Source organism: Paenirhodobacter sp. (genome assembly GCF_041916475.1).
In the GTDB taxonomy this organism is placed as follows: domain Bacteria; phylum Pseudomonadota; class Alphaproteobacteria; order Rhodobacterales; family Rhodobacteraceae; genus Rhodobacter.
In genome coordinates, this window is record NZ_JAYRZN010000003.1 from 79,633 (window position 1) to 98,604 (window position 18,972).

At 68.7% G+C, this 18,972-nt stretch carries 19 protein-coding genes; 9 read left to right on the forward strand and 10 right to left on the reverse strand.

The window, feature by feature from the left end; translation table 11 throughout:
• Position 1 precedes the first annotated feature (1 nt).
• The 6 genes from ACOMG5_RS02150 to ACOMG5_RS02175 are packed head-to-tail and all read left to right on the forward strand — an operon-like array spanning position 2 to position 5,819.
• Entirely contained in the window at positions 2-1,513 is a 1,512-nt protein-coding gene (locus tag ACOMG5_RS02150) for an aldehyde dehydrogenase (NADP(+)) (protein ID WP_420342133.1), read from the forward strand.
• On the forward strand, positions 1,510-2,388 hold the full coding sequence (locus tag ACOMG5_RS02155; protein ID WP_420342134.1) for a 2-dehydro-3-deoxygalactonokinase: 879 nt from the start codon (positions 1,510-1,512) through the stop codon (positions 2,386-2,388). The genes ACOMG5_RS02150 and ACOMG5_RS02155 overlap by 4 nt, the downstream gene beginning before the upstream one ends.
• On the forward strand, positions 2,385-2,996 hold the full coding sequence (locus tag ACOMG5_RS02160; RefSeq protein ID WP_420342135.1) for a 2-dehydro-3-deoxy-6-phosphogalactonate aldolase: 612 nt from the start codon (positions 2,385-2,387) through the stop codon (positions 2,994-2,996). Before ACOMG5_RS02155 ends, ACOMG5_RS02160 begins: the two co-directional genes overlap by 4 nt.
• Positions 2,993-3,874: an SMP-30/gluconolactonase/LRE family protein gene (locus ACOMG5_RS02165; RefSeq protein WP_420342136.1), complete on the forward strand. Its 882-nt coding sequence runs from the start codon at positions 2,993-2,995 to the stop codon at positions 3,872-3,874. The genes ACOMG5_RS02160 and ACOMG5_RS02165 overlap by 4 nt, the downstream gene beginning before the upstream one ends.
• Positions 3,871-4,794: a Gfo/Idh/MocA family protein gene (locus ACOMG5_RS02170; protein ID WP_420342137.1), complete on the forward strand. Its 924-nt coding sequence runs from the start codon at positions 3,871-3,873 to the stop codon at positions 4,792-4,794. The genes ACOMG5_RS02165 and ACOMG5_RS02170 overlap by 4 nt, the downstream gene beginning before the upstream one ends.
• Positions 4,791-5,819 carry an aldose epimerase family protein gene (locus ACOMG5_RS02175; RefSeq protein WP_420342138.1) on the forward strand — a complete coding sequence of 343 codons (1,029 nt, stop codon included), beginning with the start codon at positions 4,791-4,793 and terminating at the stop codon, positions 5,817-5,819. The genes ACOMG5_RS02170 and ACOMG5_RS02175 overlap by 4 nt, the downstream gene beginning before the upstream one ends.
• Positions 5,820-5,822: 3 nt before the next feature.
• Here ACOMG5_RS02175 and ACOMG5_RS02180 read toward each other — a convergent pair whose 3' ends face one another.
• The 7 genes from ACOMG5_RS02180 to ACOMG5_RS02210 all read right to left on the reverse strand — a co-directional run bounded on the left by ACOMG5_RS02180 (position 5,823) and on the right by ACOMG5_RS02210 (position 13,076).
• On the reverse strand, positions 5,823-7,466 hold the full coding sequence (locus ACOMG5_RS02180) for an ABC transporter ATP-binding protein (RefSeq protein ID WP_420342139.1): 1,644 nt from the start codon (positions 7,464-7,466) through the stop codon (positions 5,823-5,825).
• On the reverse strand, positions 7,466-8,380 hold the full coding sequence (locus ACOMG5_RS02185) for an ABC transporter permease (RefSeq protein ID WP_420342140.1): 915 nt from the start codon (positions 8,378-8,380) through the stop codon (positions 7,466-7,468). Before ACOMG5_RS02185 ends, ACOMG5_RS02180 begins: the two co-directional genes overlap by 1 nt.
• A 4-nt stretch (positions 8,381-8,384) precedes the next feature.
• Positions 8,385-9,365, reverse strand: a complete 981-nt coding sequence (locus ACOMG5_RS02190) for an ABC transporter permease (protein ID WP_420342141.1) — start codon at positions 9,363-9,365, stop codon at positions 8,385-8,387.
• 76 nt (positions 9,366-9,441) lie between these two features.
• Complete coding sequence (locus ACOMG5_RS02195) at positions 9,442-11,004, reverse strand: ABC transporter substrate-binding protein (protein ID WP_420342142.1); 1,563 nt, start codon at positions 11,002-11,004, stop codon at positions 9,442-9,444.
• Positions 11,005-11,187: 183 nt separating this feature from the next.
• Positions 11,188-12,129 (reverse strand): phosphotransferase, encoded by a 942-nt coding sequence (locus tag ACOMG5_RS02200; protein ID WP_420342143.1) that lies wholly within the window; start codon positions 12,127-12,129, stop codon positions 11,188-11,190.
• On the reverse strand, positions 12,126-12,533 hold the full coding sequence (locus ACOMG5_RS02205) for a phosphotransferase family protein (protein WP_420342144.1): 408 nt from the start codon (positions 12,531-12,533) through the stop codon (positions 12,126-12,128). The genes ACOMG5_RS02200 and ACOMG5_RS02205 overlap by 4 nt, the downstream gene beginning before the upstream one ends.
• 12 nt (positions 12,534-12,545) lie before the next feature.
• Positions 12,546-13,076 (reverse strand): hypothetical protein, encoded by a 531-nt coding sequence (locus ACOMG5_RS02210; RefSeq protein WP_420342145.1) that lies wholly within the window; start codon positions 13,074-13,076, stop codon positions 12,546-12,548.
• A 110-nt stretch (positions 13,077-13,186) separates the two neighbouring features.
• Here ACOMG5_RS02210 and ACOMG5_RS02215 point away from each other — a divergent pair, with 110 nt between their 5' ends.
• Together ACOMG5_RS02215 and ACOMG5_RS02220 are read left to right on the forward strand one after the other, a co-directional pair.
• Positions 13,187-14,800: an FAD-binding protein gene (locus ACOMG5_RS02215; protein ID WP_420342146.1), complete on the forward strand. Its 1,614-nt coding sequence runs from the start codon at positions 13,187-13,189 to the stop codon at positions 14,798-14,800.
• Between the two features lie 8 nt (positions 14,801-14,808).
• Positions 14,809-15,144 carry an NIPSNAP family protein gene (locus tag ACOMG5_RS02220; RefSeq protein ID WP_420342147.1) on the forward strand — a complete coding sequence of 112 codons (336 nt, stop codon included), beginning with the start codon at positions 14,809-14,811 and terminating at the stop codon, positions 15,142-15,144.
• Here the strand turns inward: ACOMG5_RS02220 and ACOMG5_RS02225 are convergent.
• Entirely contained in the window at positions 15,096-15,605 is a 510-nt protein-coding gene (locus ACOMG5_RS02225; RefSeq protein WP_420342148.1) for a MarR family winged helix-turn-helix transcriptional regulator, read from the reverse strand. The genes ACOMG5_RS02220 and ACOMG5_RS02225 overlap by 49 nt on opposite strands.
• Positions 15,606-15,878: 273 nt before the next feature.
• Between ACOMG5_RS02225 and ACOMG5_RS02230 the strand changes: the two genes are divergently transcribed.
• Positions 15,879-17,141 carry an MFS transporter gene (locus ACOMG5_RS02230; RefSeq protein WP_420342149.1) on the forward strand — a complete coding sequence of 421 codons (1,263 nt, stop codon included), beginning with the start codon at positions 15,879-15,881 and terminating at the stop codon, positions 17,139-17,141.
• Between the two features lie 49 nt (positions 17,142-17,190).
• Here ACOMG5_RS02230 and ACOMG5_RS02235 read toward each other — a convergent pair whose 3' ends face one another.
• Together ACOMG5_RS02235 and ACOMG5_RS02240 are read right to left on the reverse strand one after the other, a co-directional pair.
• Complete coding sequence (locus ACOMG5_RS02235) at positions 17,191-17,955, reverse strand: SDR family NAD(P)-dependent oxidoreductase (protein ID WP_420342150.1); 765 nt, start codon at positions 17,953-17,955, stop codon at positions 17,191-17,193.
• A gap of 73 nt (positions 17,956-18,028) precedes the next feature.
• Positions 18,029-18,880 carry a helix-turn-helix domain-containing protein gene (locus ACOMG5_RS02240; protein WP_420342151.1) on the reverse strand — a complete coding sequence of 284 codons (852 nt, stop codon included), beginning with the start codon at positions 18,878-18,880 and terminating at the stop codon, positions 18,029-18,031.
• Positions 18,881-18,972 lie beyond the last annotated feature (92 nt).

Genomic DNA, 18,972 nt, shown 5'->3' on the forward strand with positions numbered 1-18,972 from the left:
AATGGCATTCACCGCGCAGGGCAGGCATCTGATTGCAGGCGACTGGGTCGATGGCCCGGGCACTTTCACCTCCACGCCGGTCACGGGCGCGGGGCATGTCGTGCAGGCGGGCTCCGCGGAGCTCGCCGACAGGGCGGGGCGCGCGGCCGAGGAGGCGTTCCTGTCCTATGGCCGCAGCACGCGGGCCGAGCGCGCGGCCTTCCTCGAGGCCATCGCCGAGGAGATCGAGGCCCGGGGCGCCGATATCACCGCCGTCGCCATGGCCGAAACCGGCCTGCCGGAGGCACGGCTGAATGGCGAGCGCGGCCGCACCACCGGCCAGCTGCGCCTGTTCGCGGCCCATATCCGCGATGGCACCTACCTGGACCGCCGCATCGACCCGGCCCTGCCGGAGCGCCAGCCCCTGCCCCGGCCGGAGCTGCGCATGATCGAACGCCCGATCGGGCCGGTCGCGGTCTTCGGCGCCTCGAACTTCCCGCTGGCCTTCTCTACCGCGGGCGGGGATACGGCGGCGGCGCTGGCGGCGGGCTGCCCGGTGGTGGTGAAGGGCCACGAGGCCCATCCCGGCACGTCGGAAATCGTGGCCCAGGCCATTGCCGCGGCCATCGCGCGCTGCGCCCTGCATCCGGGTGTATTTTCGCTGCTGCAGGGCGGCGCGCGCGCGGTGGGCGAGGCGTTGGTGACCCATCCGCTGATCCAGGCGGTGGGCTTCACCGGCTCGCTCGGGGCCGGGCGCGCGCTGTTTGACCTCTGCGCGGGGCGCCCGGTGCCGATCCCGTTCTTCGGCGAGTTGGGCTCGGTCAACCCGATGTTCCTGCTCCCCGAGGCGCTCGCCGCCCGCGGCGCCGAGATCGGCGCGGGCTGGGCCGGGTCGCTCGCCATGGGCGCGGGCCAGTTCTGCACCAACCCCGGCATCGCCATCGCGCCCGCGGCGCAGGCGGATACGGTGCTGGAGGCCGCCAGGGCCGCGCTGGCGCAGACCGCGCCGCAGGTCATGCTCACCGAGGGCATCGCCGAGGCCTATCGCCGCGGCACCGACCGGATCGCGGCGCAACCGGGCGTGGAGGCCGTGCAGCTGAGCCGCTGCAACGACCGCAGCGCGCAGCCGAACCTGTTCCGCGTCTCCGCGGCCGATTTCACCGCGAACCATATCCTCTCCGAGGAAGTGTTCGGCCCGGTGGGCATCCTCGTCACGGTGGAGAGCCCGGAGGAGATGATCCCGCTCGCGCAGGGCTTCGAGGGCCAGCTGACCGCCACGCTGCACATGGATGCGGGCGATACGGCACTGGCCGCGCGGCTCCTGCCGGTGCTGGAGCGCAAGGCGGGCCGGGTGCTGGCCAATGGCTTCCCGACCGGGGTCGAGGTGGCCGATGCCATGGTCCATGGCGGCCCCTACCCGGCCTCCACCAATTTCGGCGCCACATCCGTGGGCACGATGGCGATCCGGCGCTTCCTGCGGCCGGTCTGCTATCAGAATCTCGCGCCAGAACTGCTGCCGGAGGATCTGCGGTGACACCCGACTGGATCGCGGTGGATTGGGGCACCTCGAACCTGCGCGCCTATGCGATGCAGGGCGGCCGCGTACTGGCGGAGGCCGAGGCCCCCGACGGTATGGGCAGCCTCGCCGCAGGCCAGTTCGAGCCGGCGCTCCTGCGGCTGATCGCGCCCTGGCTCGGGCCGGGGGAGATGCAAGTCATCGCCTGCGGGATGGTGGGCGCGCGGCAGGGCTGGGCCGAGGCGCCCTACCGCGCGGTGCCCTGCGCCCCCGTGGCCCCCGGGCAGACATTGCGCGTGGCCACCCGCGATCCGCGCATTTCGGTCCAGATCGTCCCCGGCCTGTCGCAGGCGGAGCCCGCCGATGTGATGCGCGGCGAGGAGACCCAGATCGCCGGGTTCCTGGCCCGCAGCCCCGGTTTCACCGGCTGCCTGATCCTGCCCGGCACCCATTCGAAGCATGTGCGCATCGCGGCAGGGCAGGTCACCGGCTTTCGCACCTGGATGACGGGGGAGCTGTTCGCGCTCCTGTCGCGCCAGTCCGTGCTGCGCCATTCGGTGGCGGAGGCGGGAGACGATCCGGCAGCCTTCGCCCGGGGCCTCGCGGAGGGGCTCGCGGGCGGCGTGCCCGGCGCGCTCTTCGCGCTGCGGGCGGAAAGCCTGATCGCGGGGCTCGGCCCGGTCGCGGCGCGGGCGCGGCTCTCGGGCCTGCTGATCGGGGCCGAAGTCTCCGCCCTGCCGGTGGCGGAGGACTGCGTGGTGATCGGAACGGGCGCGCTCGCGGAGCGTTACATCACCGCCCTCGCGGCGCGTGGCATCGCGGCCCGGGCACAGGACGGCGCGGCGCTGGTCTGCGAAGGGCTGGCGCGGGCACGGCAGGAGGAGCACTCATGACACGCAACATCATCGCGATCCTGCGCGGGATCCGGCCAGACGAGGCCCTGCCCTGCGCCGAGGCCCTGATCGCGGCCGGGATCACCGCGATCGAGGTGCCGCTCAATTCGCCCGATCCGTTCGATTCCATCGCCCGCATGGCGCGCACCTTCGGGGATGTGGCGCTGATCGGGGCGGGCACGGTGCTGACGGTTGAGGACGTGGGCCGCGTGGCGGCTGCGGGCGGGCGGCTGGTGGTCTCGCCCAATACCGATGCGGCGGTGATCGGCGCGACGGTGGCGGGGGGGATGCAGTCCTGGCCGGGGGTGTTCACCCCCACGGAGGCCTTCGCCGCGCTGCAGGCGGGCGCGAGCGGGCTGAAGCTGTTCCCGGGTGCGATGGCCGGGCCGGAGGGGCTGAAGGCACTGCGCGCGGTGCTGCCGAAGGGCACGCAGGTCTATGCGGTGGGCGGCGCCGGGCCCGAGAATTTCGCGCAATGGCGCGCGGCCGGGGCGGATGGCTTCGGCATCGGCACTGCGCTTTACCAGCCCGGGCTTGCGCCCGCGGAAGTAGCCCTGCGTGCAGCCCGCATCGTGGCCGCCTATGACGCGGCGGAGGCGGCGCAATGACCCCGTTCGACCCGCGCATCTGCGCCCTGGGCGAGGGCGCGTTCTGGCATCCGGAGCGGCAGGAGCTGTTCTGGTTCGACATCACCGGCAAGCGGCTGCTGTCGCGCGGCGCCGATGGCCCGGCGCGCGAGATTGCCCTGCCCGAGATGTGCTCGGCCGCCGCCTGGATCGACCGCGAGCGGATGCTCATCGCTTCGGAGACCGGGCTGTCGGTCTTCGATCTGCACAGCGGGGCCTTCACCCGGCGGCTGGCGGCGCTGGAGGCCGACAACCCGGCCACGCGCGCCAATGATGGCCGCGCCGATCCCTGGGGCGGCTTCTGGATCGGCACGATGGGCAAGGGCGCCGAACCGGGCGCAGGGGCGATCTATCGCTACCATGCGGGCGGGCTGCGGCGGCTCTTTGGCAATATCACCATCCCGAATGCGATCTGCTTCAGCCCGGATCGCAGCTGCGCCTATTACGCCGATACCGACCGCGCGCTTCTGTTCCGGGTGGCGCTGGATGCCGATGGCTGGCCCGCGGCGGAGCCGGAGCTGTTCGTGGATTTCGCGAAGCTCGGCTTCTGGCCGGATGGGGCGGTGACGCTCGCGGATGGCGCGCTGCGCATAGCGCTCTGGGGCGAGGGCGCGGTCATCGCGGTCTCGGCCACCGGCGAAGTCGGCGCGCGCCGCCGCTTCCCCGCGCCGCACACCACCTGCCCGGCCTATGGCGGGGCGGATTACACCACCCTGTTCTGCACCTCCGCCACCCAGGGCCTCTCGCCCGAAGCGCTGGCGGAGGCGCCGCTTTCGGGCGCGACCTTCGCCACCGAAGATACCGTGCAGGGCAAACCCGAACCCGCCTTCCGGCTCGACCTCTGCGGAGACATCCCATGACCATCACCCTCGGGCTCGTCGGCCTCGGCACCATCGCCCGCAACCAGCACCTGCCCTCCTTGGCCGATACGCCGGCGCTGCGGCTCACCGCCACTGCCAGCCGCAATGCCGCGCTGGAGGGCCTGCCCGCCTATCACGACATCGAGGCCATGCTCGCGGCCGAGCCGGAGATGCAGGCGGTCTCGCTCTGCACCCCGCCGCAGGGCCGGTTCGAGCAGGCCGCGGCCGCGATCCGCGCCGGGCGGCATGTGATGCTGGAAAAGCCCCCGGGCGCCAGCGTGAGCGAGGTGCAGACGCTGGCCGCCATGGCCCGCGACCGGGGCGTCACGCTCTATGCCACCTGGCATTCGCGGGCCGCAGCCGCGGTGGAGGAGGCGCGCCGCCTGCTGGCCCATGCCAGCATTCGCCGCGTCACCGTGACCTGGAAGGAAGACGTGCGCCACTGGCACCCGGGGCAGGAATGGATCTGGCAGCCCGGCGGGCTCGGGGTCTTCGATCCGGGCATCAATGCGCTCTCGGTGGTGACCCGGATCCTGCCGGAGCCGGTGCACCCGACCGCGGCGGTGCTCGAGGTGCCCGCGAACAAGCAGGCCCCGATCGCCGCACGGCTGCGCATGCGCACCGCCTCCGGCGCGCCGGTGGAGGCCGAATTCGACTGGCTCCAGACCGGCCCGCAGACCTGGGACATCCGGGTGGAAACCGAGGGGCCGGAGATCCTGCTGCGGCAGGGCGGCGCGGTGCTGCTGGTGGACGGCGCGGAGACGATCACCGCCTCCGATGAGGAATATCGCCGCCTCTATGCCCGCTTCGCCGCGCTGATCGCGCAGGGCGCGTCGGAGGTGGACCTCTCGCCGCTGCAGCTGGTGGCGGATGCCTTCCTGCTCGGCGAACGCCGGCTGGTGGAGGAATTCCACGAATGATCGAACCGTTCGGAGAGATGCCAGACGGCCGGCCGGTCGCGCGGGTCACGCTCCGCGCGGGGCCGGTCACGGCCCGGATCATTCCCTTCGGCGCCGCCCTGCAGGCGCTGGAGATGCCCGGCCGCGACGGCACGGTGGACGACATCGTCCTCGGCCACGACAGCCTGCAGGGCTACCTCGCGCACCGCAGCTATTTCGGCGCGACGGTCGGACGGGTGGCGAACCGGATCGCCGGGGCGTCGTTCCTGCTGGACGGGCGCCGGGTGATGCTGGCGGCGAATGAAGGCGCCAACATGCTCCATGGCGGGCCCGATGGCTTCGACCGCCGCCTGTGGGAGATCGAGAGCCACGACGACCGCTGCGTGAGCCTCACCCTGCTGAGCCCCGATGGCGATCAGGGCTTCCCGGGGCGGCTGCTGGCGCGGGTGCGCTATGAGCTGGATGCCGTGGCCGGTGGCGCCGCCCTGCGCATCACCCACAGCGCCACCACCGATGCGGCGACGCCGGTCGCGCTCACCAATCACAGCTTCTTCGCGCTGGCAGGCGCGCGCGCGCTGGCCGCGCGGCCGCGCTCTGCGCTGGAGTACCGGCTGACGGTCCCGGCCGCGCGCTACCTGCCGGTGGATGGTGCGATGATCCCGCTTCCCCCCGCCCCCGTGGCCGCGACCCCGTTTGATTTCCGCACCGGGCGGCAGCCGCTGACGGCGGTGCGCAGCGGGGTGATTTCGGGCTATGACCATTGCCTGTGCCTCGATGCGGGCCAGGCCGAGCTCTATGATGCGCTCAGCGGCCGGCGCATGGTGCTGGAGACGGATCAGGCCGGACTGCAGGTCTATACCGGCAATTTCCTCGATGGCCGGGTGACGGGCAAGGCGGGCCGCGCCTACCTGCAGAACGACGCGATCTGCCTAGAGCCGCAGCCCTGGCCGAATGCGGTGAACATGCCTGCAGGCGGCGCCCCCGATGTGATCCTGCGCCCCGGGGAGACGTACCGCGCCGCCATGCGGCTCACCTTCACCTGCTGAGGGCTACTGGATCGGCTCGAAGCCCAGCTGCGCCGCATCGAAGGGTTTCTCGTCCAGCGTCGGCGCCGCCGACAGCAGCGCCTTGGTATAATCGTGCTGCGGCTCGAAGAAGATCGAGCGGTTGTCTCCGATCTCCACCATCTTGCCGAAATACATCACGCCGATCCGGTTGCAGACCTTCCGCACCATCGCGAGATCATGCGAGATGAACACATAGGTCAGGTCCTTTTCCTCCTGCAGCCGGGCGAAGAGCTCGATCAGCTTCGCCTGCTCGCCCTGATCGAGCGCCGAGAGGGTCTCGTCGAGGATCAGGAGCTTCGGCTCCAGCACCAGCGCCCGCGCGATGGAGATCCGTTGCCGCTCGCCGGTGGACAAGGCATTGGGCAGGTCGTGATAGAGCGACACCGGCAGGCCCACCGCCGCCATCGCCTCCTTCACCCGCTCGACCGTCTCCGCGCGCGGCACACGGCGGATCCGCAGGCCCTCCTCGATCATCCGGCCCACCGGCACCCGCGGCGGCAGCGCATTGTAGGGGTCTTGCAGCAGGAGCTGGAACTCGCGCCGCTTCTCCAGCAGCTGCGAGGCCGAGAGCCCGGAAAGCGCCGTGCCGTTCATCACGATATCGCCGCTGTCGGGCCGCTCCAGCCAGGTCAGCAGCCGGGTCAGCGTGGATTTGCCGCAGCCCGATTCACCCACGATCCCGAGGTTCTCGCGCGGCATGATGTTGAAGCTCACATCCTGCACCGCGCGCACCGCCACATGCTCGCGGAAGGAGCCGCGCTTGCGGATCTTGTAGGTGCGGCTGACCTTGTAGACCTCCATCAGCGGCCGGTCCCCGGGGCGGGCGCGGTCGGGGGGGAAATCGTTGCTGGACCAGATCTTCGGCACCTGGGCGATGGCGGCGGCGGTGTAGCGGGTGCGCGGATGGGCCAGAAGCTCCTCCACCGGCTGCTCCTCGATCAGACGCCCGCCCTGCAGCACCGCCGCCCGGTGCGACACCTGCCGCAGCACCGGCAGCGATGAGGCCAGGAACACCACCGCCATTTCCCGCTTCAGGCACAGCTCCTTCAGGAGGCCGACGATCTGCGCCGCGACGGTCACGTCCAGCGGGCGGATGATGTCGTCGGCGATCAGCACCGCCGGATCGGTGCACAGCGCATCGACGATCATCGCGCGCTGCATCATGCCGCCCGAATATTTCGACGGGTAATCGTAGAACCGCTCCTCGGGCGCGTTGATGCGCACCTCGTGCAAAAGCGCCATCACCCGTGCGCGCGCCTCGGCGGCCGAGAGCTCCGGGCGCAGGCCGCGCAGCTTCTCCACGATCTGCGCGCCAACGGGCACCGTCGGGTCGAGGGCGCTTTGCGGCTTCGCGCCGATATAGGCGATGTCGCGCCCGACCTTCACCGCCCCCGCCCCCTGCCCGCGCAGATCGCGGCCCTGGAACAGCACCTCGCCCCCCGTCTGGCGCAGCGATCCCGGCAGCCAGTTCGCCAGCGCCCGGCCGAGGATGGTCTTGCCCGCGCCGCTCTCGCCATAGATGCCATAGATTTCGGAGCGCGCGACGTGGAAGGAGACGCCGTCGAGGATCGCCCGGCCATCGAGGCCCACATGCAGGTCACGGACCTCCAGAACGGGATGGGTCATCAGCGTGCGCTCCCGTGGATAGTGTTGCGGGCGGTCTCGAAGGCGGCGCCCATCAGGTTGATCGCGGTGAGCGCCACCGCGAGGAACAGGCCCGGGCTCGTACCGATCCACCAGGCGTTGATCAGGTATTTGCGCGAATCCGCGATGATCGAGCCGAAGCTCGGCGTTGGCGGCTGGATGCCGAGGCCGAGAAAGCCCAGGATCGCCTCGAAGATCATCATCCGCGCAATATCGAGCACCGCGACGAAAGCGATCGGCGGCAGGATGTTCGGCGCGGCAAAGAGCAGCAGGATGCGCCAGTCCCCCGCGCCCAGCACCCGCAGCCCGCGCACATATTCCTTGCCGCTCTCCGTCACCGCGGCGCTGCGCGCCACCCGCGCATAGAGCGGCCAGCCCGAGAGCGCCAGAACGAGGATGATCGTGGGCACGGTGGGCTTCGAGATGCCCAGAATGGTGATCGCGAGGATGATCATCGGGATCGAGAGCTGCGCATCGGTGATGCGCATGATGATCACGTCCCACCAGCCGCCCTTGAACCCGGCCAGAAGCCCGAGCCCGCAGCCGACGACGAACATGATGACCACGGTCAGCACGCCGATCATCATCGAATAGCGCAGCCCCACGAGGCAGCGCATCAGCATGTCGCGGCCGAGCTGATCGGTGCCCAGCGGATGCGCCCAGCTCCAGCCCTCGCCCAGGAACAGCGGCGGCAGGAATTTCTCCTTGATCGCCATTTTCGTGGCATCCACCGGCGAGAGCGCCGGCACGATCAGCGAGGCGAGCACCAGCACCAGCAGGATCCAGAACCCGGCCTGGAACGCCGGGCTGCGCCAGGCGGTGGCCCAGATCCGGCGCGCAACAGAGCCCTGCGCGGCGGCAGGCGGCGGGGCGAGAGCGGCGGTGATATCGGTCATCGGCTCACAGCTCCACGCGCGGGTCGATCATATAGGCCACCAGATCGACGAGAATGTTGATGAACACGAAAACGGCGCTGATCGAGATGGCGATGCCCTGGATCACCGGGAAATCCCGCCCGACGACGGAGACCACGGTGAGATGGCCGAGGCCCGGATAATCGAAGATATATTCCACCACCAGCACGCCGCCGATCAGGGTGGAGAGCTGGATCCCGAGCAGGTTCACCAGCGGCACCGCCGAATTGCGCAGCGCATGGCCGAATACGATGCGCCGCCGCGACAGGCCACGCACGCGCGCCTCATCGATGAAATCGGCCTGCATCACCGCGGAAAGCGATGTGGTCAGGGTGCGGATGATGAAGGGCGCGATTTCCACCGCCAGCACGATCGCGGGCAGGATCACATAGGCGAAGCCCTTGTAGCCGAGCGCCGGGATCAGGCCGAGCTTCACCGACAGGAACAGGATCAGGATGATGGCGAGCCAGAAATTCGGGATCGAGACGAACAGCGACTGCAGCGCGAAGGCGAGCTTCGCCATCCAGCTCCGCGGATAGAGCCCGCCCGCGATGCCAAGGGGCAGAGAGATTGCCAGCGCAAAGACCAGCGCCGTCCCGGCGAGCAGCAGCGTGAGCGGCACCCGCTCGAGGATCAGGCCCCAGACATCGGCCATGTCGGCCCGGGTCGGGTCCACATATTCGCCCCCTGCGGCGACCATGCCGCTTTTGGGGCGGAGGTAGGACTGGCCCATGTCTCCCGTCACCAGATGCGACATGTAGCGCCCGTATTGCACGACGATCGGATCGCGCAGGCCCATCTTCTCGGCCACTTCCTGCACCACGTTGTCGGGGGCCATGCCGCCCACGATGAGCCGCACCGGATCGCCCGGCACCACCCGCAGCAGGGTGAAGATGATGAGCGAGGTGAGGGCCACGATCAGCAGCCCCTGCAGCACCCGCTTGAGGAGGAATTCGAGGAAGATCATCAGCGGTTCCTGTCGTGATCCCGGGCGCGGGACGCGGCGGGCCGGTGCCCGGGGGGCGCCTGCCCCCCGGACGCAGTCAGCTCAGCGTGGCCTTCGACACGTCCTGCATCCCGTTCGGGAAGATGTAGAGCCCGTCGAGCCCCTTGGCGTAGGCGTGGATGAACACCGAGGTGAACAGCGAATAGGCCGGGGCCTTGCGCGCGATCGTCGGCAGGGTCTCCTCCTGCAGGACCTTGCGGCGCTCATCCACAGTCGCGGCGTTGCGCTCCTTGTCCAGCACCGCGTCGATCTCCGGATCGACGATGCCGGTGATGCGCTTCGACGAGGAATGGAAATGCGTGCGCAGCACCAGGTCCGGCTCCGGCGAGCCGGTGCACCAGCCGCAGTCGATCATGTTGCCCTCGCCGCCGCCTTCCTTGTCGTAGAGCAGGTTGCCCCAGGCCGCGACTTCGAGCGTCTGCAGATTGACCTTGAAGCCCTGCTCCTGCAGCAGCGCGGTGATGTATTCGGCATATTCCTTGGTCTTGGGATAGAAGCCCACGGAGGTGTAATAAGTCAGCTCCGGCAGGCCCTCGCCGTTCGGATAGCCGGCCTGGGCGAGCAGCTCCTGGCATTTCTCCGGGTCGAATTCCGGATAATCGGCCACCTCGGCATAGCCGAATTTCACCGGCGAGATATGCGCCTTGCTCGGCGCGCCGGAGACGCCCAGAATATCGAGAATGCCCTCGCGGTCGATCGCATGGCAGGCCGCGAGCCGCACCAGCGGATTGTCGAACGGCGGCTTCGAGCAGCGGAAGAACAGGTATTTGTTCTCCACCGAAAGCGCCTTGTGAATCACGAAGCGGTCGTCCTTGGCGATGGTATCGACCTGCTCGGCCTCCAGCCGCTCGATCATGTCCGCCTCGCCGTTCATCAGCGAGAGGGTACGCGTCGTGGTATCGCCGACGAAGCGGTATTCCACGCCGGGGATCTTCGGCGCGCCGCGGAAATAGTCCGGGTTCGCGGCGAGGAAGGTGGAATCGCCCTTCTGTTCGACGAATTTCATCGGCCCGGTGCCGTTCATCCGCGCCGAAAGCTGGGCCTTGTTCGCCACATCCTTCGCCGCCATCACCGGCAGGAACGACGACAGGTAGATATAGAGCGAGGCCGGATAGCCATAATCTTTGGTGTTGATCCGGCAGGTCAGCGGATCCACCACATCCACCTTCACCTGCCCCGGGTACCACTGCGCCGGGCGGTCGGGCTGGCAGCCATATTCATACGTGGCCTTGACGTCCTCGGCGGTGAAGGGGGTGCCATCGTGGAATTTCACGCCCTCGCGCAGCTTCACCTCGAGCGTGTATTCGTCGATCGGCTCCATCGAGGTGGCCAGCTCGAAGATCAGCTCCTCGGGCTTCTCCGGCGTCATCGGCGCGCGGGTCAGATAGCCGAAGACATAGCCCTCCACGATCAGCTGCCCGAGGTTGGTATGCGTCGTCGGATCCCAGTTGCCGGTCAGCGCCTCGGCGCCCAGAAAGCGCAGCGAGCGCGCGGCCTGGGCATGGGCCGAGGTGAAGAGGAAATCGGGATTGAGCCGCCCGACCGCAGCCGCCGCCGCGCCGACGAGGCCGCCCTGGAGGATGTTTCTCCTTGAAATCATGCGAAATCTCCCTGTCATACGTCATTATTGTTGCCCGGGCATGCATGGCCCGCTGGTTTGTCCGGCTCCGGAGAGATCCGCCCGAGTGGGGCGAGGGGTCCGACAGAGCCTCAGTCTAGCGAAACGCCCCCGCGCCAGAATTCCCGGCAATCCACTTTTCCGTTTCCGGCAGCGTGCCGGGGCTCAGAGCTGGCGCAGCCAGCCGTCCCACCGCGGATCGAGGAACAGATCCCGCGCGCGCATGTATTTCCAGACCCCGTATTTCTGCAGGTCGAAATCCCAGTCGTTCAGCTTGCGCGACACCACGGCCCAGCTTGCCCATTTCATGTCCGCGAGCGCGCGGCAGACATAGACCCGCGCCACCAGATCGGAGCGGATGCTGCCGTAGTATTTCTCGATCAGCTCCAGCGTCTTCGGCTCGTCGAAAAACATCTCGCAAAACAGCACCCCGAGCTCGTAGGAGCGCTCGTTGGTGGAGGCGAATTCATAGTCGATCAGCTTCATCGGCTTGCCGTCGCTGACGAGGAAATTCCCCGGCATCGGGTCGTTGAAACAGCTGACCAGATCGAAGCCCGATGCCGTGAAGGCCGCCCGCGCCTGCTCGTAGTACAGCAGCAGCCAGTCCAGGTTCTCCGGCATCCAGGCGTTCAGCATCCGCGCCTGCTCCAGATGCTCGTCGATCAGGTCGAAGATCGTTTTCGTCAGCGAGAGTTTGGGCCCGCCATGCAGCGTGCGGTACAGCCCCAGCACCGCGTCCTGCACCTGCGGCACGGAGAAATCGGTGGTGGTACAGGCGCGGTATCCTTCCAGGAATTCGTGCACCTCCAGCCCGTCCGCCGGATCGAAGAACAGCACCTCCGGCCCGATCCCGAGGCCATGCGCATTCACCGCCGCCTCGTTCGCGGCGACCCGGTCGATGAACATTTCCGTGCCTTCGCCCGGGATCTTCAGGAAATAGCGCCGGGGGTCGCCGCCGATCTCGATGCGCCAGTTGCGGTTGTTCAGCCCGCCCACCAGCATGCCATAGCTCACTTCGCGCCCGACCCATTGCGGCACCCGGCGGATCGCGGCCTCCACATCCTGCTCATAGCGGGTACGGGCCTCGCCCAGCTTCCTGCGGATCATGCGACCATCCTCGTGCGCTCGCCGAAGCGGGGATCGCGGGCGGCCATCCGCGCCCGCACGAACCGCCAGTTGGCGAATTTGTAGAACTCGTTCTCGCGTCGCTCCGACAGCGTGCCCTGAATCGCCGCGATCAGCCCCCACCGCAGATCGTCGGCATAGGCATAGAGCCGCATCCGGTCGAAATCCGTGGCGCCAGCCTCCGGGCAGAGCCGGGCGAAGGCCTGCTGCGCCTCGGGCTCGAAGGCGAATACCTCGTTGAAGAAGCTGGCCAGATCCTCCAGCGGGTCGCCATTGCCGGCCCGGTCGAAATCCAGCAGCCGCACGCGGCCATCGGCATGCCACAGGATGTTCGACACATTGCCATCCCCCTGCACCGGCACGCGCGCGGGGGCATGGCCCGCCATGGCGGAGGCGGCTTAGCGCGCCATATCGACCATCCATCCGGTCTCCGCAGGCAGCGTCACCTTCTCGGCCAGGGCCATGGCGTAAAAGCTCTCGATCTCGGCGAAGACATCCACCTCGCGCAAAAGCGGGGCCACCGCGGCATAGGCCCGGCGCGCCGCAACCACCGCCGCCACGAAATCGGGGTCGTAGCCCTTCTCCAGCCCGGCCACGCGCCAGCCCGCCTCGGCCGACAGATCCTCCATGATCAGGACCCCCGCCGCCGCATCCGCGAGCAGCACCCGCGGCCCGACGCCGATTTCGCCCGCCTTCACCGCCGCATCGAAGCTCGCCGGGATGTCTATGTAGAACGCCGTGTCGGGATGGATCTGCTTGATGAACAGGGTCTCGCCGCTGGCCCTGTCGCGCGCCACGAGCGGCAGGCCATCGACGCCGCGCCAGCTGGGCGAGGCCAGCACCGGGATCGCGGGCTCGATGACCGCATCGCGCCCCTGCCACCCCGTCACGCGGCCGAGCGCCCCGGCAAGATCTTCGTGCTGTTCCATGCGCCCCTCGTCTGGCTGCTTGCTGCCCCATCTTGCAATGGGCGCGGGCGGCCTGTCTCGGCGATGGCTTTTCCCTCGCTCTACGAAAACATGCCCCCGGCCGGAAAGGGATGGCGGCACCGGGGTGGCCGCGTCTTACTGCGGCCGAAGCCGGAACCGCGACGGAGGGGAACCCGCATTACGAGGCCGAGGGCATCAAGGAGGACCGTGCCGCGGTCCACACCTATATGAAGGCCGAGGCCGGCAACAAATACGATGCCGATTTCATCGATGCCTATCTGGACCATGGCCCCGAGATGCTGCGCTTCATGGAGAAGGAGACCGAGGTCAAATTCGTCCGCACGCTCTATCCGGATTACCATCCCGAGCAGGAGGGCAGCGTACAGATCGGCCGTTCGGTCACCGCGGCCGCCTATGACGGGCGCCGCCTCGGGCGCGAGTTCCGCCGCCTGCGCCAGCCGCTGAAGACCATCACCTTCATGGGGATGATGTTCAATTCCTCTAACAACGACCTCAAGCATTTCTTCAACTTCACCAAATCCCCCGTCTCCGCGGCCTATGTGGCAAAGCGGCTGGCGGTGCATCTCACGCATCTGGCCCGCTATGGCCGCGGCGTGCAGCTGACCTCGGGCAATGCGCTGGCGGCGCGGCTGGCGAAATCGGCCTTCGACCTCGGAATAGAGGTCGTCACCGATGCGCCGGTGGCTGAGCTCGTGCGCAAGGACGGCCGGATCACCGGCGTGATCGCCACCATCGACGGCCAGCGCCGCGATATCCAGGCCAGCCGCGGCGTGCTGCTGGCGGCGGGCGGCTTCGCGCGCGACGGCAAGCGGATCGCGGCGCATTATCCGCATCTGCAGCAGGGCAGCGAGCATTTCACCCCAGTCCCCGAAGGCAACACCGGCGACGGCATCGCGCTTGGCGAGACCGCGGGCGGGCATATGTCCGAAGGGCTGCCCAATGCGGCCGCCTGGATGCCGGTGTCCAAGGTCCCCTTCCCCGGCGGCGAGATCGCCTTCCCGCATCTGGTGGACCGCTACAAGCCCGGCTTCATCATGGTCACCGCCTCGGGGCGGCGCTTCGTGAACGAGAGCTGGTCCTATCATGATGTCGGCGCGGCGATGATCGCGGCCTGCCGCGGCCAGAGCAAGACCGAGGCCTGGCTGATCGCCGATCACCGCACCATCCGCAAATACGGCATCGGCTATGTGAAACCCTACCCGATGCCGCTCGGCCCGCATCTGCGCTCGGGCTACCTGAAGCGCGGCCGCACGCTGGAGGAGCTCGCGCGCCAGATCGGCGTGGATCCCGCAGCCCTCACCGATGAGGTGAAGACCTACAACGACGGTGCCCGCCAGGGCGAGGACCGGCAGTTCGGCCGCGGCACCTCGGCCTTCAACCGCTACCTGGGCGATGCGAACCATGGGCCGAACCCGAATGTCGCGCCCGTCGAACAGGGCCCGTTCTATGCGCTGCGCATCGTGATGGGGGATCTGGGTACCTTCCCGGGCCTCGTCACCGATACCCAGGCGCGGGTGCTGGATGCGCAGGGCGCGCCGATCCCGGGCCTCTGGGCCGCGGGCAACGACGCCGCCTCGATCATGGGCGGGGCCTATCCCGGCGCCGGCATCACCATCGGCCCGGCCATGACCTTCGGCTATGTCGCCGCGCTCTCCATGGCGGGGCGGATCAAATCCCGCGCGGCGCGCCTCGCGGCAGAATGAGGAAAGAGATGTTCACTGCTGCCGACCGGCCGCTGGTCAACCTGCGCTACTACACCATCGCGCCGCGCAAGATGGGCGAATTCCTGGAGGTCTTCGACCGGCTGGCAATGCCGGTGCTGATCGAGACGCTCGGCGCCCCGATCGGGTTCTATACCAGCACGGTCGGGCCGCTGAACCAGGTCGTGCATCTGTGGGCCTATCGGGATTTCGCCGATATGGAGGCTCGTTGGGCCGCGCGCGACAGCCACCCGGATTTCCCGGCCTATCTGAAGGCCTCCGGGCATCTGGTCGTGGCTCAGGAGGACCGGCTGCTGCGCGCGGCGTCGCTGCCGTCGCTAGGCTGAGGGAGGCGGCCCTGCGCATCCTCCTCGACCTTCGGCAGATTGCCGATCAGCCGGTGGAAATAGTCGAGCAGGGTCTCGAATTCCTCCGGCGAGAACCCGTCGAGCAGCGCCGCTTCCCGCGCCCGCGCCACCGGCAGCACCTCGCGGTGCAGCGCCCAGCCGGCATCGGTCAGCGCCGCCTCGCGCTTGCGCCGCGCCCCGTCGCGCATCTCCACGAGGCCGCGCGTCTCCATCCCCGAGAGCGCGCGGCTGACCGAGCTCTTGTCGAGCCCGATGGAATTCGCCATCGCGATCACATTGTCCCAGGGCGTGGTGGCCAGATGGCACAGCACCCGCCATTCGACGACGCCGATTCCGAACCGGCGATGGTATTCTTGCGAGGCTCCGGCGCCGAGTCGGCTGGAGAAGCTGGTGCTCAGCGCGCCGATGCAGCGGCGAAGATCGAAATGGTCCTGATCCATGGGCCCTCCTGAGGCCTGACTATACCATCCGCGCGCAAGTCCAAACCCCGGAAGGGAAATTCGCGCGCGGGAAAACACAAAGCGGTGCCCTGAGGCGCCGAATTTAACCAGCAGGTTATGAAAACGCCGGAAAATATCATGTTTTCGGCAGGGCATGACATATTGCCGCACCGAAACCCCGCCTCTACTGTCCTCCGAAAGGACGGAAGCGCCCCGGCAACGGCGCCCTTTCGGGTTGAGGAGCCCCCGTCCGGATTCAGGAAGGAGACTATCGTGGCCCCCACCCCGTCCCGGAGCGCGTCGACGCGCACCGTCGCTTTGCTGTGCTGGATCGCCGTCGTCCTCGACGGCTTCGATCTGGTCGTCCTCGGCGCGCTGATCCCCACCCTCACCGGCGGCGAGACGCCCTGGATGAGCCCCGCGGAGGCGACCTTCGTCTCCACCATCAGCCTCGTTGGCATGACCATCGGCGCGCTGTCGATCGGCGTTGCGACCGACTGGCTCGGCCGGCGCAAGGCGATGATCTGGGCGGTGCTGGCGTTCTCGGTGCTGACCCTCGCCTGCGGCTTCGCCACGAATTATGTGCAGCTGGGGCTGTTCCGCTTCCTCGCGGGATTCGGTCTTGGCGGCTGCCTGCCGACCGCCATCGCCATGGTGACCGAATTCTCCCGCGGAAAGGCTGGCAAGGCCTCGACCTCGGTGATGACCGGCTACCACGTCGGCGCGGTCGCGACGGCGCTCCTCGGGCTTTTGCTGCTGCCGCTGTTCGGCTGGCGCGCAATGTTCTTCGTCGGCGCGGTTCCGGGGCTGATCCTGGCGCCGCTGATGCTGAAATACCTGCCTGAATCCCCCTCCTTCCTGCTGGCAAAGGGCCGCCGCTCGGATGCCGAGGCGCTGGCCGCCGAATACGGGCTCGAGCTCGCCGCCCCCGCCGCGACCGAAGCCAAGGCCTCGCTCGGCTCGCTGTTCCGCCACCCGTTCCTGCGCAACTCGATCGCGATCTGGGTCACCTCGTTCATGGGCCTGCTGCTGGTCTATGCGCTCAATACCTGGCTGCCGAAGCTGATGGTCGCCGCGGGCTATGGCCTCACCGGCGGGCTCTGGCTGCTGCTGCTGCTGAATGCCGGCGCCATCTGCGGGCTGCTGGTCGCAGGGCGCGTCGGCGACCGGATCGGGCTGAAGCCCGCGGCACTCCTGTGGTTCCTGTGCGGCGCCGTGCTGCTGGCCGCGCTGTCGGTGAAAATGCCCGCGACGCTGCTCTATCCGATGGTGTTCCTCACCGGCTGCTTCGTGTTCTCGGCGCAGGTGCTGGTCTATGCCTTCACCGCCGCGAACCATCCGCCCGCCGTGCGCGCCACCGCGCTTGGCATGTCGGCCGGGGTCGGGCGGCTCGGCGCAATCACCGGGCCGCTGCTCGGGGGTACGCTGGTGTCGATGGGTATCGGCCATCCCTGGGGCTTCTATGTGTTCTCCGTGGTCGGGCTGCTCGGCGCCGTGGCGCTGAGCCTGACCCAGGTGTTCCGCCAGAAGGCCTGATCCAAACGCGCGGGGCCCGGTTCGCGCCGGGCCTCGCGCCGTACCGGCCTCAATAGCCGGGCCGCGGCACCAGCCCCATCAGCACCTGCGACAGGCCGCCATCCACCACGATCTCCTGCCCGGTGACATATCCCGCCCGCGGCGAGGCCAGGAACAGCGCCGCATCGGCCATATCCTGCGGGGTGGCAATCCGGCGCATCGGCACGATCTGCTCACGGCGCGCCTTCACCTCCGGGTTCTCGTAGAATTTCTCCGACATCGGCGTCAGCACCAGCCCCGGGCTCACCACATTCGAGCGCACGCCCTTCGGCCCCCATTCTGCCGCCAGCTGCCGCGAGAGCATCACCACCCCGGCCTTGGAGACGGAATAGGCGCCGCTTGCAGGCTGCGGCTGGCTCCCGGCGATGGAGGCGACATGCACGAGCGCCCCGCGGCCCCGCTCCAGCATCCCGCGCCCGAAGGCCTGCGCGGTGAGCAGGCAGCCGGTGAGATTGACCGCGAGCATCAGGTTCCAATCCGCCTCCGACACCGCCTCGAGCGGCCCGGGCCGCAGAATGCCCGCATTGTTCACCAGAACATCCGCAGCGATTCCTTCCGCCGCGGCCGCAATTTCCTCGGCCTTCGACAAGTCGCAGGGGCGGGCTTCGGCGCCCTGCCCGATCTCGGCCGCGAGCGCCGCAATCGCATCCGCATCCCGGTCCAGCAGGACCACCCGCGCCCCCTCGGCCGCGAAGCTGCGCGCCAGCGCGATGCCGATGCCCCCCGCCGCCCCGGTGATGACGGCGGTTTTTCCTTCCAGCTGCAGCCAGCTCATGGCGCATCTCCTCCTCTTGATTATGTTGCCATCACAACACAAAGCCGATCCGGATTCCAGCCCCCGGATGCGCTTAGCCCGCGAAGCGCTCGCGGTAATCGGAGGGGGTTTCGCCCGTCACCGCGCGGAACCTGCGCGAAAAATAGGGCGGGTCCGAGAACCCGAGGCGATAGCCGATCTCGGCCACCGGCAGCCGGGTGAAGGCCAGAAGGCGGCGGGCCTCGGTCATCCGGGCGGTTTCGATATGACGGCTGACGCTCGCCCCCGTCGCCGCGCGGCAGATCCGGTTCAGATGCCCCGGCGACATTGCCAGCGCCGAGGCGAAATCCGCAGCGCTCCACCCATCGGCCAGATGCTCCGCCAGCAGCGTATCGAAGGCGATCATCCGGCGCTGCGCGAGGGGCTGGGTCTCGGCCGCGGCGCGGTCCCCGGCCTCGGCCACCACCGCCAGCAGGGCCTGCGCCAAGCCCGCAAGCAGAGGCGCGCGAAAAGTGCCATGGCCTGCGAAGGCATCGGCGATCTGCCGCATCAGCGCGGCGGCGCGTTCATCGGCCCGGGCCGCGAAGGCCCGCGACAGCCGCGCCCCGAGCCCGGCCGATGCCCCGGCTAGCCCCGAAACCAGCGTCAGCGGGAACGAGAGCACCAGCCCTTCCGCCCCCTGCCTGAAGGCGAAGCCATGCACGACTTGCGCCGGAACGAACAGGAAAATCCCATCCTCCAACGGAATTTCGCGCCCATCCAGCCGCGCCCGCGCCGCGCCCTGCTCCATGTAGAACACCTGCGCCATCTCGCGGTGGCGATGCGGCGCGATCTCCCAGTCATGCAGGCGCGCGCGGTCGCGAATGCGCTCGCAATGCACCACGTCGGGAAAGGCCCCGGTTTCGCCGAAGAGATTGAAGACAGGTATTTGCGATGCCAACGACATGCCTGAATGATACCATCCTTTGCCTGTCACGTCCATTCGCGCCCCGGCCTCGGCGCGCTAGAACCGGCACAGGGAGAACCAGCGGAACATCA